The organism is Phenylobacterium sp. VNQ135 (assembly GCF_049445735.1).
Taxonomy (GTDB): domain Bacteria; phylum Pseudomonadota; class Alphaproteobacteria; order Caulobacterales; family Caulobacteraceae; genus Phenylobacterium.
On sequence record NZ_JBMSDS010000004.1, the window covers coordinates 472,701 to 488,011 of the forward strand.

17 protein-coding genes are annotated in these 15,311 nt (G+C 71.7%); 12 read left to right on the forward strand and 5 right to left on the reverse strand.

Annotation, left to right across the window (positions count from 1 at the left end; translation table 11 throughout):
• Positions 1 to 2: 2 nt before the first annotated feature.
• The 4 genes from argH (at position 3) to ACO2Q0_RS17045 (ending at position 4,510) form a co-directional block, all read left to right on the forward strand.
• Positions 3 to 1,436, forward strand: a complete 1,434-nt coding sequence (gene argH, locus ACO2Q0_RS17030; protein ID WP_423352714.1) for an argininosuccinate lyase — start codon at positions 3 to 5, stop codon at positions 1,434 to 1,436.
• On the forward strand, positions 1,433 to 1,744 hold the full coding sequence (locus tag ACO2Q0_RS17035; protein WP_423352715.1) for a hypothetical protein: 312 nt from the start codon (positions 1,433 to 1,435) through the stop codon (positions 1,742 to 1,744). Before argH ends, ACO2Q0_RS17035 begins: the two co-directional genes overlap by 4 nt.
• Complete coding sequence (gene lysA / locus ACO2Q0_RS17040; RefSeq protein ID WP_423352716.1) at positions 1,741 to 3,012, forward strand: diaminopimelate decarboxylase; 1,272 nt, start codon at positions 1,741 to 1,743, stop codon at positions 3,010 to 3,012. The genes ACO2Q0_RS17035 and lysA overlap by 4 nt, the downstream gene beginning before the upstream one ends.
• A 130-nt stretch (positions 3,013 to 3,142) precedes the next feature.
• Entirely contained in the window at positions 3,143 to 4,510 is a 1,368-nt protein-coding gene (locus tag ACO2Q0_RS17045) for a serine hydrolase domain-containing protein (protein WP_423352717.1), read from the forward strand.
• A gap of 6 nt (positions 4,511 to 4,516) precedes the next feature.
• On the opposite strand, the gene ACO2Q0_RS17050 is transcribed toward ACO2Q0_RS17045, so the two are convergent.
• Together ACO2Q0_RS17050 and ACO2Q0_RS17055 are read right to left on the reverse strand one after the other, a co-directional pair.
• Positions 4,517 to 5,047, reverse strand: a complete 531-nt coding sequence (locus ACO2Q0_RS17050) for a phosphoribosyltransferase (RefSeq protein ID WP_423352718.1) — start codon at positions 5,045 to 5,047, stop codon at positions 4,517 to 4,519.
• The gene (locus ACO2Q0_RS17055) at positions 5,040 to 5,912 is read right to left on the reverse strand and encodes a DUF3426 domain-containing protein (RefSeq protein WP_423352719.1); all 873 of its coding nucleotides are present in this window, start codon (positions 5,910 to 5,912) and stop codon (positions 5,040 to 5,042) included. The genes ACO2Q0_RS17050 and ACO2Q0_RS17055 overlap by 8 nt, the downstream gene beginning before the upstream one ends.
• Before the next feature lie 56 nt (positions 5,913 to 5,968).
• On the opposite strand from ACO2Q0_RS17055, the gene ACO2Q0_RS17060 reads away from it, so the two are divergent.
• Genes ACO2Q0_RS17060 through ACO2Q0_RS17075 form a run of 4 tightly spaced genes read left to right on the forward strand, consistent with a single transcriptional unit; the run spans position 5,969 to position 8,932 of the window.
• Positions 5,969 to 6,709, forward strand: coding sequence for a cell division ATP-binding protein FtsE (locus ACO2Q0_RS17060; protein WP_423352720.1), 741 nt, complete (start codon positions 5,969 to 5,971; stop codon positions 6,707 to 6,709).
• Positions 6,702 to 7,592: a cell division protein FtsX gene (locus ACO2Q0_RS17065; protein WP_423352721.1), complete on the forward strand. Its 891-nt coding sequence runs from the start codon at positions 6,702 to 6,704 to the stop codon at positions 7,590 to 7,592. The genes ACO2Q0_RS17060 and ACO2Q0_RS17065 overlap by 8 nt, the downstream gene beginning before the upstream one ends.
• 3 nt (positions 7,593 to 7,595) lie before the next feature.
• The gene (locus ACO2Q0_RS17070) at positions 7,596 to 8,231 is read left to right on the forward strand and encodes a YdcF family protein (protein ID WP_423352722.1); all 636 of its coding nucleotides are present in this window, start codon (positions 7,596 to 7,598) and stop codon (positions 8,229 to 8,231) included.
• Positions 8,228 to 8,932: a lysophospholipid acyltransferase family protein gene (locus tag ACO2Q0_RS17075; protein WP_423352723.1), complete on the forward strand. Its 705-nt coding sequence runs from the start codon at positions 8,228 to 8,230 to the stop codon at positions 8,930 to 8,932. Before ACO2Q0_RS17070 ends, ACO2Q0_RS17075 begins: the two co-directional genes overlap by 4 nt.
• Here ACO2Q0_RS17075 and ACO2Q0_RS17080 read toward each other — a convergent pair.
• Positions 8,929 to 9,465 carry a gamma-glutamylcyclotransferase gene (locus ACO2Q0_RS17080; RefSeq protein WP_423352724.1) on the reverse strand — a complete coding sequence of 179 codons (537 nt, stop codon included), beginning with the start codon at positions 9,463 to 9,465 and terminating at the stop codon, positions 8,929 to 8,931. The two genes, ACO2Q0_RS17075 and ACO2Q0_RS17080, sit on opposite strands and share 4 nt — an antisense overlap.
• A 32-nt stretch (positions 9,466 to 9,497) precedes the next feature.
• On the opposite strand from ACO2Q0_RS17080, the gene ACO2Q0_RS17085 reads away from it, so the two are divergent.
• The 3 genes from ACO2Q0_RS17085 to ACO2Q0_RS17095 all read left to right on the forward strand — a co-directional run bounded on the left by ACO2Q0_RS17085 (position 9,498) and on the right by ACO2Q0_RS17095 (position 12,159).
• Positions 9,498 to 10,544: a DUF2125 domain-containing protein gene (locus tag ACO2Q0_RS17085; RefSeq protein ID WP_423352725.1), complete on the forward strand. Its 1,047-nt coding sequence runs from the start codon at positions 9,498 to 9,500 to the stop codon at positions 10,542 to 10,544.
• A gap of 29 nt (positions 10,545 to 10,573) precedes the next feature.
• Positions 10,574 to 11,194 (forward strand): class I SAM-dependent methyltransferase, encoded by a 621-nt coding sequence (locus ACO2Q0_RS17090; protein WP_423352726.1) that lies wholly within the window; start codon positions 10,574 to 10,576, stop codon positions 11,192 to 11,194.
• A gap of 209 nt (positions 11,195 to 11,403) precedes the next feature.
• Positions 11,404 to 12,159, forward strand: coding sequence for a porin (locus ACO2Q0_RS17095; protein ID WP_423352727.1), 756 nt, complete (start codon positions 11,404 to 11,406; stop codon positions 12,157 to 12,159).
• Between the two features lie 67 nt (positions 12,160 to 12,226).
• Here the strand turns inward: ACO2Q0_RS17095 and ACO2Q0_RS17100 are convergent, their stop codons facing one another.
• Complete coding sequence (locus ACO2Q0_RS17100; protein ID WP_423352728.1) at positions 12,227 to 13,513, reverse strand: hypothetical protein; 1,287 nt, start codon at positions 13,511 to 13,513, stop codon at positions 12,227 to 12,229.
• A 67-nt stretch (positions 13,514 to 13,580) separates the two neighbouring features.
• Here ACO2Q0_RS17100 and ACO2Q0_RS17105 point away from each other — a divergent pair, with 67 nt between their 5' ends.
• The gene (locus tag ACO2Q0_RS17105) at positions 13,581 to 14,600 is read left to right on the forward strand and encodes a serine hydrolase domain-containing protein (protein WP_423352729.1); all 1,020 of its coding nucleotides are present in this window, start codon (positions 13,581 to 13,583) and stop codon (positions 14,598 to 14,600) included.
• Here ACO2Q0_RS17105 and ACO2Q0_RS17110 read toward each other — a convergent pair.
• Positions 14,597 to 15,286: a TetR/AcrR family transcriptional regulator gene (locus tag ACO2Q0_RS17110; protein WP_423352730.1), complete on the reverse strand. Its 690-nt coding sequence runs from the start codon at positions 15,284 to 15,286 to the stop codon at positions 14,597 to 14,599. The genes ACO2Q0_RS17105 and ACO2Q0_RS17110 overlap by 4 nt on opposite strands.
• Between the last annotated feature and the right edge of the window lie 25 nt (positions 15,287 to 15,311).

Below are 15,311 nucleotides of genomic sequence, written 5' to 3' on the forward strand. Positions count from 1 at the left end.
ATATGACCGACGACTCCTCTCCTGCGCGCGGCGCCGCATCGGCGGGCCAGGCCCCGGTTGGCCAAGCTATGTGGGGCGGACGGTTTTCCGGCAAGCCCGCCGAGCTGATGCAGGCGATCAACGTCTCCATCGGCTTCGACAAGCGCCTGGCGGCGCAGGACCTCGCCGGCTCCCGCGCGCACGCCGCGATGTTGCGCAGCGCGGGCGTGATTTCAAGCGAGGACGAGGCCGCCATCCAGCAGGGCCTCTCCGCCATCGAGGCCGAGATCGCCGCCGGCACCTTCCCGTTCCGCGACGAGTTCGAGGACATCCACATGAACGTGGAGGCGCGCCTGCGCGAGCTGATCGGGCCGCCGGCCGGGCGCCTACACACAGCGCGTTCGCGCAACGACCAGGTGGCCGTCGATTTCCGGATGTGGGTCCGCGACGCCTGTGACCGGACTGTGGGTCAGCTCCGTGCGCTTCAGAACGCCCTGCTCGACAAGGCCGAGGCCCACGCCGACGCCGTGATGCCGGGCTTCACCCATCTGCAGCCGGCCCAGCCCGTCACCTTCGGCCACCACCTGATGGCCTATGTGGAGATGTTCGGCCGCGACGCCTCCCGCTTCGCCGACGCGCGCGCCCGGATGAACGAGTGCCCGCTGGGCGCCGCCGCGCTCGCCGGCTCGCCGTTCCCCATCGACCGCCACATGACGGCCAAGGCCCTGGGGTTCGACCGTCCCACGGCCAATTCGCTCGACAGCACCGCCGACCGCGACTTCGCCCTCGAGGCGCTGGCCGCCGGCGGCATCTGCGCCATCCACCTGTCGCGGCTGGCGGAGGAGATCGTCATCTGGATGACGCCTCAGTTCGGCTTCGTGAAGCTCTCCGACGCCTTCACGACCGGCTCGTCGATCATGCCGCAGAAGAAGAACCCGGACGCCGCCGAGCTGGTCCGCGCCAAGGCCGGCCGCCTGCTGGCCAGCTTCCAGCAGCTCGCCGTGGTGATGAAGGGTCTGCCGCTGACCTATTCGAAGGACATGCAGGAGGACAAGGTCCCCACCTTCGAAGCCTTCGACGCCCTGGAGCTCTCCCTGCTCGCCATGGCCGGCATGGTCGCCGACCTTCAGCCCAACCTCGCCAACATGGCCAAGGCCGCGGGATCCGGCTTCTCCACCGCCACCGATCTCGCCGACTGGCTGGTGCGTGAACTGAACCTGCCGTTCCGCGACGCCCACCACGTCACCGGGGCGGCCGTGAAGCGGGCCGAGGAGCTTGGCGTCGAGCTGTCGGGGCTGCCGCTCGACGAGCTTCGGAAGCTGAACTCGGGCGTCACAGCCGGAATTTACGACGTGCTGACGCCGGAGGCTTCCGTCGCCAGCCGCAAGAGCTACGGTGGGACCGCGCCGGATCAGGTCCGGGCCCAGATCAAGCGTTGGAAGGAAATCCTGGCATGAGCCTCAAGCGCCGCACCGCCCTCGTCCTCGCCCTGACCGCTGCGGCCGGGCTCTCCGCCTGCGGCAAGGTCGGCCAGCTCGAGCGTCCCGGCCCGCTGTTCGGCGCCGAGCGCAACACCACCAAGGACGCCGACGACGCCCAGCGCAAGCAGGACCCCAGCCGTCCGGTCGACACCGTCGATCCGCGCGACCGCTCGACCGACCCGGCCCCGCCGCGGACCCTGCCGATCGAGGGCACCTCGCCGAACCCGACCCGCTCCGCGCCGCAGGGCGCCCTGCCGGATCCCTACGCCCAACCGCGCCGATGAATCACTTCGAGCTGCGCGACGGCGAGCTCTTCTGCGAGGACGTGCCTCTGGCCCGGATCGCCGAGGCCGTGGGCACGCCCGTCTATGTCTATTCCTCGGCCACCCTCGAGCGGCACTTCACGGTGCTGCGCGACGCCCTGACCGCCGCGGGCGTGCGGGATCCGCTGATCGCCTTCGCGCTGAAGGCCAACCCCAACGTCTCCGTCGTCCGCACCCTGGCCCGGCTGGGCGCGGGCGCCGACGTGGTCTCCGAGGGCGAGGTCCGCCGGGCGCTCGCCGCCGGCGTTCCGCCTGAGCGCATCGTCTTCTCCGGCGTCGGCAAGACCGAACACGAGGTCGCCTTCGCTCTCGAGGCCGGCGTCGCCGAGATCAACGTCGAATCCGAGCCTGAGCTGGAACTGGTCGACCGCGTCGCCCAGCGCCTGGGCAAGCGCGCTGGCATCGCCATCCGCGTGAACCCGGACGTCAGCGCCGGCGGCCACGCGAAGATCTCGACCGGCAAGTCGGACAACAAGTTCGGCGTCAGCTTCTCGGAAGCCGAGCGGCTCTACGCCAGGGCGTCCAACATGGCCGGCGTCCGGCCCGTGGGGGTCGCCTGCCACATCGGCAGCCAGATCACCGACCTGGCCCCCATGGATGAGGCCTTCGGCAAGATGCGCGGCCTGGTCCAGCGGCTTCAGGCCGAAGGCATGCGCGTCGAGCGCCTCGACCTCGGAGGGGGCCTGGGCGTGCCCTACTTCAACCAGCCCGAGCCCCCCTCGCCCGCCGACTATGCCGCCATGATCGCGCGGTCGACCAAGGGCCTGGACGTCGGCCTCGCCTTCGAGCCCGGCCGGATGATCGCCGCCAACGCCGGCGTCCTGCTGGCCCAGGTGATCCACGTCCACCAGCGGCCGGAGGGCCGGCGCTTCCTGGTGCTGGACGCCGCCATGAACGACCTGCTGCGGCCGGCCATGTACGACGCCTACCACGACATTCGCGCCGTCCGTCCGCGTGACGGCGAACAGGCCCCCTATGACGTCGTCGGCCCCGTCTGCGAAACCGGCGACACCTTCACTCGCGACCGCGCCCTGCCGCCGCTCGCGCCCGGCGACCTCGTGGCTTTCATGACCGCCGGCGCCTACGGCGCGGCCATGTCCAGCGAGTACAACTCGCGCCTTCTGGTCCCGGAAGTGCTGGTGAAGGGCGGCGAGTTCGCCGTCGTGAGGCCCCGGCCCACCTACGACGACATGCTGGCGCGCGAGGCCCCGGCGCCCTGGCTAGCCTGACGATCAGTTGACAGATGTAAACTGAACTGCGCACCTTCCGGCGGGGGTGCGCATGGATCGACTGTTCAGTTGCGTCTTGATGGCCGCGGGCCTCCTCGCCTTGCCGGCCTGGGCGGCGCCCGCCTCCGCCGTGACCGACGCCGTCGCGCACCGCCGGGCCGAGGCCTACGTCGCCGCGGTGAACGCCAGCGACGAGGCGCCCGCCGAGGCGTTCCGGACCCGGCACACCAACCCTGCCTACGCCGCCTCGGTCCCACGCGAGGTCTTCATCGACTTCTTCGCCCAGCAGCGTCGGGTCACCGGCGGCCTGGAGTTGGAAGACGTGCGGGTCGTCAGCCCGCGCCGTGCCGAGGCCTTGCTGCGCGACCGCATCTACGGCGCCCGCCACGGCCTCACGCTGGACTTCGACGACACGGCCGAGGCGCTCGTCTCGGAGTTCGATCCCGATCCCGCTCCGCTCTGGGCGCCGCCCGCGCCCCGTGACCGCACGACCGCGCAGATCGCCACGGACGCGCTCGCGCTCGTTCGGCGGGGTTGCGAGGCCCAGGTCTTCTCCGGCGCGGTGCTCGTCGCGCGTGGCCGGACCGTCCTGGCGACCGAGGCCTGCGGTTACGCCAACCGCCGCTACGACGTCCCGAACCGCCCCGACACCCGCTTCAACCTGGCTTCGATCAACAAGATGTTCACCGCGGTCGCGGTGATGCAGCTCGCAGAGGCGGGCAAGCTATCCCTCGACGATCCGCTCAGCCGTCATCTCGACGAGACCTGGATCGCGCCCGATGTCGGCCGGACCATCACGCTGCGCCACCTGCTCACCCACACCAGCGGCCTCGGCAGCTTCCTGAACGAGACCTGGAACCGCAGTTCGCGCCGCCTCTACAGCGACCTCGGCGACTACAAGCCCCTGGTGCGCGACGAGCGGCCGGCCTTCGCCCCGGGATCGGCGTTCCAGTACAGCAACACCGGCATGCTCCTGCTGGGCGCGGTGATCGAGAAGGTCTCCGGCGAGAGCTACTTCGACTATGTGCGCGACCACGTCTTCGCCCCGTCCGGCATGAGCTCGGCCGGCTACCTCGCGATGAACGAGCCGGTCCCAAACCTGGCCATGGGCTATGGCCCGGCGCCCGGCTCGCCGTACGGCTGGCGCGAGAACACGCCGAACCAGCTCTTCCGCGGAACACCCGCCGGCGGCGGCTACGCCACGGTGGAGGACCTGCATCGCTTCGCCGTCGCCCTGCAGGAGGGCCGCCTTGTCTCCGACGCCTCCCGCGCCGTGCTCTGGCGCGACAACGCGCCCAACGATTACGGCGGCGGCTTCACGGTGGAGACGACCGCCGCGGGCAAGGTCGTGGGACACGACGGCATCTTCTCGGGCGTCAGCACCCGGTTCCGCATCTATCTCGACAGCGGCTACGTCGTGGTCATTCTCGGCAACCAGGACTTCGCCGCGCCGGGCCTGGACGAGGCGCTGACCGAACTGATCGCCCGCGGCCGCTGAGGACGCCTAGTCGAGCGCCCCGACATAGGGCAGGCCGCGCATCTTCCCCGCGGCGTCCATGCCGTAGCCCACCAGGAACCGGGCCGGCGCTTCCCAGCCCACGAAGTCCGGCTGAATGGCGCGCTCGGTCGGCCAGGGCTTGCGGGCGAACACCGCCGTCAGCACCTCGGTGGCGCCGGAATCTCGCACCAGTCGCGCGGCCTCCGACAGCGAGAGCCCGGTGTCGAACACGTCGTCCACCACCAGCGCCTTGCGGCCGGCGATCGGCCGCTGCAGGTCCGCGCGCACCTCGCACCGTCCGCTCGACTGCCGCTCGTCCTTGTAGGAGGCGAGCCACAGCGCGTCGAAGCGCACGAACCGGCCCTGCCGGGCGAGCGCCCGCATCAGGTCCGAACAGAACCACAGCCCTCCGGTCAGGAGGCAGACGGCGACCGTCTCGTCATCGATGCGCGGCGCGATCGCGCGGGCGAGCGCCTCGACCCGCTCGGCGATCTCGGCTTCCGAGAGGAGGACGGCGGGCGAATGGGTTTCAGCCATGGTCGGCGGGGGCCTCGTGGGCTTCGGGCGCGGGCTTGGCCTCCATCGGCTCGGGCCCCATGTGCGCGTCCACGGCCGGTCCGGCCTCGGCGGTATGGGTCGCCGGCGCCTCGAAGACGATGTCCAGGCTGGCCGAGCCCGCTGGCGGGTCGGGGATGGCGATGGCGAAGTAGCGCTTGGCCCCCGCCGGCGCCTCGGGATTCAGCGGCCGGGCGATCCTCACCGCCACGGGCTTCCCGTCCCGGTCCAAGATGCTGACGCGCAGCGCCGGGACGGTCACCATCTCGTCGCGGGTGTTGTGGATCGCACCGGTGATCGACAGCACCGGCCGCCCGCCCTGCAGGGTGGCCACCGAACGCACCTCGCCGATCGTCAGGCCCAGACGGTCCACGGGCAGGCCCACCGCGGCGAAGACTCCGGCGCTGGCCGGCGCCATGCGCACGATCTGGGCCCGGAACACGACCACGCCCGCCAGCGCCGCGACGCCCACGGCCAGCGCGGTCCAGGCGACGACGGCGCCGGTGCGCTTCGGCTTGGCCTTGGGCGCGGGCGCCGGCCGGCTGGCGCGCGGGCGCAGGCCCGTCTCGGGCGCGGGCGCGGGCTCGGCGATGATCTCCACGTCCTCGGCCGCAGGCGCCGCCATAGCCGGTTCGGCCACGATGTCGTCCAGCGGCGGCGCAGGTTCGGGGGCCGCCTCGGCGAGGATCTCGGGCTCGGGTTCAGGCGCCGGCGGCGGCGGCGGCGTCTCGCGCTCGGCCCGCCAGCGACCGCCGCAGGACGAGCACTTCACCACCCGGCCTTCCGGCGGGATGCGCGCATCGTCCACGAAATAGCTGGTGGCGCACTCTGGACAGGTCAGTATCATGACGCCGAATCGGACGCTCCAGCACCCTCACTCCGAGGTCGCCGATTTCGGCCCCCATGTCCAGAAAGCCGAACAGCGCAGCGGTCCCAGAGGCCGCCGATGACATCGTACGCTTCGACGGCGTGTCCATGCGTTATGGGCGCGGCCCCGAGGTGCTGTCCGGTCTGGATTTCGCCCTGCCGCGCGGCTCGTTCCACTTCGTCACCGGGCCGTCGGGCGCGGGCAAGAGCTCGCTGCTCAAGCTGATCTACCTGGCGGCCAAGCCGTCCGCCGGCGCCGTCCACCTGTTCGGCGAGCCCGCCCAGGGCCTGCGGCCGTCCCAGCTGCCGAGGCTCCGCCAGCGGATCGGCGTGGTCTTCCAGGACCTGCTGCTGCTCGACCATCTCTCCGCCTTCGACAACGCCGCGCTGCCCCTGCGCATCGCCGGGCACAAGCCGGCCGACTACCGCAACGACGTCGCCGAACTGCTGGCCTGGGTCGGCCTCGGCAAGCGCATGAGCGCGCTGCCGCCGACCCTGGCGGGCGGCGAGAAGCAGCGGCTGGCCATCGCCCGCGCCGTCGTGAACCGTCCCGAGATCCTGCTGGCCGACGAGCCCACCGGCAACGTCGACCAGGAGATGGCGCTGCGCATCTTCCGGCTGTTCGTCGAGCTGAACCGGCTCGGCACGACGGTGGTCATCGCCACCCACGACCAGGACCTCGTCGCCCGCGCCAACAAGCCGGTGCTGCACCTGGAGGGCGGCCGCATCTCGACCCTCGGCCCGCAAGGCCCGCGCGTCGGAGGCCCGCATGAGTGATGCGCTCGACGTCGCCCGCTGGCGCCCGGCGCCCTTCCTGCCGGAGAAGGACGCCCGCGACCCGGCGCTGATCTTCGTGGTGGCGGTGCTCTGCTTCCTGGCCTGCCTGACGGCGCTGGGGGTGATCGCCGCCGACCGCGCCGCCGGCGGCTGGGCGAACCAGCTCCGCGGCGAAGCCACCGTCATCGTCCGCGCCAGCGGAGGCGAGACGCCCGACGCCGCCGCCGCCCGGGCCGCCGAGACCCTGGCGGGCGTGCGCGGCGTCGCCGAGGCGCGCGCCCTGGAGCGGGAGAAGGCCTACGAGCTCGTCCGTCCCTGGCTGGGCGATGTCACAGACCTCGACGACCTGCCGGTCCCTCGCCTTGTCGCCGTCACCCTCGAGCGCGAGCAGCCGGCCACGGCCGAACAGCTCACCATCGCCCTCCGGGCCCAGGGCCTCGACATCGTCGTCGACGACCATTCGGTCTGGATCAAGGACATCCGCCGCGCCGCGGGCGTGGTCCGCTGGACGGGCGCCGGCGTCTTCCTGCTGATCGCGCTCGCCGCCGGAGCCGTCGTCGCCTTCGCCACCCGCGCCGGCCTCGCCGCGCGCCGGGACGTGGTCGAGGTGCTGCACCTCGCCGGCGCCGAGGACGGCTACATCGCCGCGCTGTTCCAGCTCCGCTTCGCGGGCATCGCGGCGGTCTCCGGCGCCATCGGCGCGGCCGCCGCCGCGGGCCTGGGGGCGATGCTGCGGCTCGTCGGCGGAGGTGGAGGCGTGACGCCCGTCCTGCCGATCGCCTGGCTCGACCTGCTGGCCGTGCTGCCCTGCCCGCTGATCGCCGCCGCGGTCGCCGCAGTCGCCGCGCGCCTGACGGCCGGCGCATTGATCCGGGGCCTCTGACCGATGAAGTCGGTCGCGGCCTTCCTGGTCCTGGCGCTGATCTGGTTCGCGGGCCTCTTCGCCTACGCCGCCCGGGTCCAGCAGTCGACGCCGGCTCCGCTGCCGGAACGGGCCCAGGGCATCGTGGTGCTGACGGGCGCCGGCTCCAACGAGCGCATCGCCGCCGCGGTCGGGCTGCTGGAGGACGGCTACGGCCAGCGGGTTCTCGTCTCGGGCGTCAACCGCGAGGCCAGCCGCGAGGACATCCGCAACGTCTCGCGCGCGGTCCGCCGTCTCTACGACTGCTGCGTGGACCTGGGGTTCACCGCCGCCGACACCGTCGGCAACGCCCGCGAGACCGCCGACTGGGCCCAGGCCATGCGCTACGCCAGCCTGATCGTGGTCACCACCGACTACCACATGCCCCGCGCCATGCTGGAGCTGAACGCCGTCTTCCACGGCTCGGGCGTGCGCCTGCAGACCTATCCGGTGCCGACCCCTTCCCTGAAGGCCAGGCGCTGGTGGCGCAGCCCCCGGGCCGCGCGCTTGATGGTGGTGGAGTATTGCAAGTATCTGGCGATCCTCGGCCGCGAGGCGGTGCTGGGCCTGGGGCCCCGCCAGACCCCGCTCGACGCGGCGCCGCAGAAGGCCGCTCCGTGATCGCGCTCCGCTCCTTCGCCTATGTGGCGCTCTTCTACCTCTGGACGGCCATCGTCGCGGTGGGCGCCACGCCGATCCTGCTGGGGCCGCGAAGCTGGACCTTCGCCATGTTCCACTTCTGGGGCCGCGGCGTCACGGCCATGCTGCGCATCTGCGGCATCCGCGTGGAGGTGCGCGGCCGCGAGTTCATCCCGACCGGCGCCGCCCTCGTCGCGCCCAAGCACCAGTGCATGCTGGACGTCTTCGCCCAGTTCACCTGGCTGCCGCGCACCGCCTTCGTCATGAAGCAGGAGCTGGCCTGGATCCCCTGGTTCGGCTGGTACGCGAAGAAGGCCGGCTGCATCGTCATCGACCGCGGCGGCCAGGCGAAGACCATGCGCCAGGTGATCCGCGAAGGGACCGACCGCTTCGCCCGCGGCCAGCAGGTGGTGATCTTCCCGGAAGGCACGCGCAAGGCGCCGGGGGCGCCGCCCGACTACAAGCCCGGCATCGCGGCGCTCTACCGCGAGCTGAACGTGCCGGTGTGTCCCGTGGCCACCAACGCCGGCGTGCACTGGCCGGCCCACGGCTTCATCCGCAAGCCGGGCACGATCGTCTTCGAATATCTCGAACCCATCCCGCCCGGCCTCAAGCGGGCCGAGTTCATGCGCCTCCTCGAAGAGCGCATCGAGGCGAAGTCGACCGAGTTGATGAGCCTCTAGGCCGCGAGCTCCCGCGCCTCCACCAACCCCAGCAGCCGCTCCAGGCTGGCGTCGCGGACGCCCTCCTCACGCAGGTGCCCGACGAGGTCGCGCAGGTAGTCGACGTTGCGGCCCGACAGCCCCCGCGCGCCGGCGATCAGCTCGGCCTGCTTCTCCAGGCTGAGCGCTCCCGCCCACTGGGGATGGGCGACATCCGACAGGAAGACCAGCGCCTCCACGCGCCGGCCGTCGGCCAGCCGCACCGCTCGGGACGCCTCGATATAGGTCTCGGTCGGCTGCTCGCGCTCCTTCAGATAGGCGTAGGTCTCTTCCCAGTCCGCCTCGCCGACCCGGAACGCCATGCCCCGCGTCGCGCCGCCAGGCGCCAGGCCCAGCACCAGACCGGGGCGCTCATAGGTGCCGCGATGGTGGACCGAATAGATGCAGAAGGCCCGCCGCCGGCCGTGTAAGGTGGCGGCCCGCCGCTCCTGATAAGGGAAGCCCGGCCGCCACATCAGCGACCCGTAGCCGAAGACCCAACGTTCGTCCGCCATCCCGACCCGAAGCTGAAAGCCGCCCTTTCCGCATGTCTCTGCACGATCTGCCCTCGCCCCGCAAACGCCGCCGCCTCGGCCTGATCATCCCGTGGGTCCTGGCCATCCTGATCTTCGTCGGCTGGACCGCCGGCTGGCTCTGGGCGCGCGGCGAGGCCCGGACGCGCATGGACGCGAGCGTCGAGACGCTGCGCCGGGCCGGCTACGACGTCTCGTGGAAGTCGCGCGGCATCGGCGGCTATCCATTCCGCCTGTCCGTCGTGCTGGAGGAGCCGCGGGTGCGCGAGCCTTCCGGCTGGGGCCTGGAGGCGCCCAGGCTCGAGGCGGACGCCCGCATCTCCTCGCCGACCAGCTGGGTCGTCGCCGCCCCCCAGGGTCTGACGTTCGTCCGTCCCGTCGGGGGGCCGGTGCAGGTGCAGGGCAAGGTGATCCGCGCCAGCCTCACCCATCCCGCCGAGGTTCCGCCGCGCCTCTCCTTCGAGGGCGTCGACCTGAGGTTCCAGCCCGGCGCCGGCGCCCAGCCGTTTGGCCTCGAGGCGGCCAAGCGGGTCGAGTTCCACCTCCGCGGCAACAAGGAGCTGGACGAGGGCCTGGTCTCCTTCCGCGTCGACGAGGGCCGCGCGCGTCTCTCGGGCCTGCTCGGCCGCATCGCCGGCGAACGGCCGGTGTCGATCGTCTGGAACGCCACGCTGGCCAAGATCGGGTCGTTCAACGGCTCGGACTGGGCCGACGCGGTCCGCCGCTGGACCGCAGCCGGAGGCCGCATGAGCCTGCGCCAAGCCGGCGTCACGGCGGGCGAAGCCGTCCTGGGCTCGAACTCCGGCGTGCTCACCGTGGGCTCCGACGGGCGGCTCTCGGGCGTCATGGACGTCACCCTGCGCCAGGGGCCGCGGGCGCTGGGCGCCATGGGCGAGACCGGCGTCATCCCGCAGGAGCGCGCCGACGCCGCGGCGGCCGTCGCCGCGGCCCGGGAGGGCACGGGCGATGCGGCCAGGGCCACCATCAACTTCCAGGCCGGCCAGACCACCTTGGGGCCCGTCGCGCTGGGCCCGGCGCCCAAGGTCTACGAGCTGCGCTAAGCTCGGCTCTCGACAAGGGGGGAAACGAGATGGCGTCGCTCTACGAACGGCTGGTCCTGCCGAAGCTGCTCAAGTGCGCCTGCTCGGCGCCGCCCATCGCCAAACAGAGGGCGAAGGTCGTTCCCGAGGCCGCCGGCAAGGTGCTGGAGCTGGGCATCGGCATGGGCCTGAACCTCGCCTTCTACGACCCGGCTAAGGTCGAAAGCGTCACCGGCGTCGATCCCGCCCCCGAACTCCGCGCCGTCGCCCAGGCCGCGCCCCGGGCGCCGGGCCTGGAGGTCCGTGTCGAGGACGGCGCGGCCGAGGCCCTGCCGTTCCCGGACGCCAGCTTCGACTGCGTGGTCTGCACCTTCACCCTGTGCTCGGTGCAGACGCCGGCCCGCGCCCTGTCCGAAGCCCGCCGCGTGTTGAAGCCCGGCGGCCGCTTCCTCTACTGCGAGCACGGCCTCGCGCCCGATCCGGGCGTCCAGACCTGGCAGCGGCGCATCGAGCCGATGTGGAAACGCATCGCCGGCGGTTGCCATCTCACCCGTCCGGTCACCGACGCCATTTCCGCCGCAGGCTTCAGGATCGTCCGCACCGACACCATGTACCTGCCCAGGACGCCCCGGCCGCTCGGCTGGAACGAGTGGGGCGAAGCCGCCGCCTGAGCGCTTTTCCGAGAACATGATTTTTCGGTAATGCTCCGTTTCGAGCAAATCTCAGCGCGCTATCAGCTCTCCTGAGAAATATTGTTGCATGAATGGCACAGACGGCCGGCAATGCCCGTCGCCGCCACAGCCAAGCCTTGAGGCTGCCGCCGGCGCTACCTAGGTGCCGCCTCCCCCGGCGCTGCGCCGGACGTTGATTGGGACTGACAATGAAAAAGAACCTCTTCGCCGCGGCCGCCGTCGTGGCCTTCCTCGGGTCGGCTGTGGCCGCCAACGCCCAGACCATCGGTCACGTGGGTGCCAACTACTCGCGCGCCGAAGTCGACACCGTGCTGGGCGACGTCGACGGCGACGTGTTCCAGGCCGAAGGCGCCGTGCGCTTCGACGCCGGCTCGCTGGGCGCTTCGATCAACGGCACGGTCACCGACTACGAAGGCGGCGACACCAGCTTCGGCGCCACCGGCCACCTGAACACCAAGGTCGGCGACGGCCTGATCGGCGGCTTCGCCGGCGTCGAGACCTCGGACGACCTGACCATCTGGGGCGTGGGCGTCGACGGCCAGTTCAACCTGGCGCCGAACACCACCGTCTACGGCCAGGCCGGCTACGGCAACACCGACGACATCGGCGACACCGACTTCTGGGCGGTGCGCGGCGAACTGCGTCACTACCTGAGCGACAACTTCAAGCTCCAGGGCTCGGCCGGCTTCCTGAAGGCCGACACCGACCTGGGCGACGCCGACGGCTGGAACGTGGGCGCCGAGGCCGAGTACCAGTTCTCGGGCACGCCGTTCTCGGTGGTGGTCGGCTACGACCACTTCGATTCCAACGACCTGCAGCTCGACAGCGACACCTTCCGCATCGGCGGCCGCTACACCTTCGGCGGCTCGATCAAGGATCGTGACCAGTCGGGCGCCGCGCTCGGCTCGGTCGCCAAGCTCTTCGGGGCGGGCCTGATCCGCTAAGGCGGCCGCTCTGTTCTGAAGACAGGAACGCCTCCGGGGACCCCACCCCCGGGGGCGTTTTCCGTTTTCAGGCCAGGCAGGCGCTCAGCGCGGCGCGGAAAGCGCCGGCCACGGGCGCCACGAGGTCCCCCGAGGTGCAGCGCATGTCGTCGCCGCGGGTGTGGAAGAAGCGGTGCGCGCCATAGAGGCCGATCGCGCTGCGATAGCCCGCCTTCAGGACATTGGTCAGTTCGCCGCCCGCCGTCGCGGCGTTGGCCTCGAGCGTCGCCTCAAGGCCAGTGATCCCGGCGAAGGCCGGCCGCACCGCGCCGATCAGATCGGGCGTGGCGGTCAGCACCCGCTGGGCGTCGGCGCTGGGCAGGGGGCGCAACACGGGACCGAACTCGTGCCAGTCACGCGTCGCAGCGCAGGCGCCGATGTGCAGCCAAAGCCGCGTATCGGCCGGCTTCGGCGCCAGCGTCTCGAGATAGTGCTCGCCGCCGAGGTATTCGTACTCATGACCGCTGTTGGCGGCCAACTCCACGTTCACGCCCAGGTCGGCCCGCGCCAGCCAGTGGGCCAGGGCGAGCCAGACGACCAGGCCCGAGCCGCGTTCGGCCGCGCAGCCGAACCAGCCCGACCGCGGCGTCGATATCACCACGGTTTTCGCCGCTTTCCGGTCTCGGCGGCCGACGAGGTTGAAGGCCTGTCGCGTGTCCCCGATCCCGTCCAGGATCAACGTCGCCGCCCGCCCCTCGGCCGCCGCGGCGAGGAAGGGCGCCGCATCCTTCGGCGCCAGGATGGCCGCCGGGCGGGCATAGGCTGGTCGGCGCGTCGAGACGTTCAGCGCCACCGCCTCTCCGGTGGGTCCGGTCGTCACCAGCACCGCCGCGGCCGCGCCGCGAGCGAACGCCTCGGCCATTGGCCGGGCGGCCAGCGGGTCCACGAGGCTGACCCATCGCTTGTAAGGGAGCACGATCAGCGCGATCGCCCCGTTCAGGTCGCCGCCAGACGCCGCCAGCCGAAGCGGTCCGGTGACCCCCTGCGGCCCGGTCGGCGCGGCATGCGCCTGGGGGATCACCGAGGCCCGCGCGCCGACCATGGACAGCGTGGAGGCGCGCGGCTCGAACGTCGGGACCTCGAAGCCCTGCCGCCGGCAGACGTAGCCGAGCCCCGACAGCTCAGCCTCCAGCCACGCGCCGCAGGCGGTGTCGCCTGCGCCGCCCGAGGCCTTGTCGCCGAACCCCGCATACCGCTCCAGCGCCGCCTGCAGCCAGCGCGGGTCGACGCCGACCCAAGGCTCGGCGGGGTCTGCGGCCGCAAGGCCCGCGCCGACCGGCGCGGCCGCCATCAGTTCGCGACGGGACAGGATCATTCGCTTCGGACCTCCCACGTTCACTCTATAGCGCGTTAACATCGCGCCCGGCGAAGGGGCGAGGCAGATGAGGCATATCCGAAAGACGGCAGGCGTTCTGGCGGCCCTGATCATGGTCTGTGCGGCCGCCCCGGCGTTCGCGCAGTCGGCGATGCAGGACGTCCTCGACTACGTCCGATCCCAGAACACCACCGGCTTCCTCGTCATCCGCGAGGGACAGGTGCTGGCCGAGGCCAACTGGCCCGCGCCGCCCGGGGCGGGGAATTTCCAGGCCGCCTTCGTCCACGGGACCACCGCCTCGGGCGCTCTGCTCGAGGACGTCGCCTCCCAGCAGAAGAGCTTCGTGGCCGTGCTGGCTGCGATCGCCGTCGACAAGGGTCTGCTCGATGTCGGGCAGCCGGTTTCGCGCTACCTCGGCGCCGGCTGGTCTAAGGCGACGCCCGAGCAGGAAGCCGCCATCCGCGTTGTCGACGTGCTGACCATGAGCTCGGGCCTGGACGAGGGGTTCGCCTATGTCGCGCCGCCCGGGCGCGTCTTCTTCTACAACACGCCTGTCTATGCGGTGACCAAGAGGGTTCTCGAGGCCGCCGTCCGCCGGCCGCTCGACGAGATCACCCGCGAATGGCTGACCGGACCGGCCGGCATGTCCGACACCGGCTGGCGCCGACGCCCCGCCGCCCTTGGCGATGTCGGCAACCCTACCGGGCTCGTCACCACGCCGCGCGACGTGGCCCGCTTCGGCCAGCTCGTCCTCGACCGCGGCCGGGCCGCGGACGGCCGGCGGGTGGTCTCCGAGGCCCAGCTCGCGGCGCTGTTCGAGCGATCGGCGGCCAACCCGGCCTACGGCCGGCTCTGGTGGCTGAACGGCGGCGCCTATGCGATCCGCCCCGGCGGCCGGCGCGCTGACGGCCCTCTGATCCCCTCGGCGCCCGCCGATCTGGTGGCCGCGCTGGGCGCCCTCGACCGCAAGCTCTACGTCTCGCCCGGCCGCAAGCTGGTGGTCGTCCGCCTGGGGGCCGCGGCGCCGGACAAGACGTTCGACGAGACGCTGTGGCGGAAGCTCTCGGCGGCGCTGGAGGCGCGCTAGCCTCGCGCGGCCTTCCGCGCCTCGCAGATCTCCAGGAAGCCCGCGGCCATGAATCGGGCCATGCGCTGCTTGATGGCCGGGAAGTCGTCGGACTTGCACAGTCCGTCCGACAGCTTGTCGATGCGCCCCGTCCGGCCCAGCGTCACCATCAGGGCGCCGGTCACGAAGTGGTAGCCCCAGAAGATGTCCTCCTCCGGAGCTTCGGGCAGGGCCTTTTTCAGGATGTCGACGAGACGCAGCACCACCGGATCGAAGTGCTTGTCCATCAGCTCGGCGCCTTCGGTGGTGTTGGCCGCCTGGGCGCCCAGCGCGCCGTAGTTCTTCCAGCCCTCGCCGCCCTGGATGTAGAGGTCGAGGTCGGTGTCGAGGAAGGCGTGCAGCGCGCCCTCCACCGTGGGCTTGCCCGCCGCCTCCGCCTCGTAGTCGTCCAGCGCCTTCATGCGCAGCTCGCTCGTCACCGCCGCGCGCCTGGCGAACACCGCGTCGAACAGCTTCTTCTTGTCCTCGAAATAGTAGTTCAGCAGCGTGTGGTGCACGCCCACCCGCTGGGCCACGTCCTTCAAGGTGACGCCATAGAGGCCGTGCCGGGCGAACAGGTGCTCGGCCGCATCGAGGATCTGCTCCATCGACTCGGCGCGCTGTTCCGCCTTCTTGGACGGCCGCCGGGGTTTGGGCGTCTCGGGCACGACCCGTTCTTTCGGGCGCGCCGCG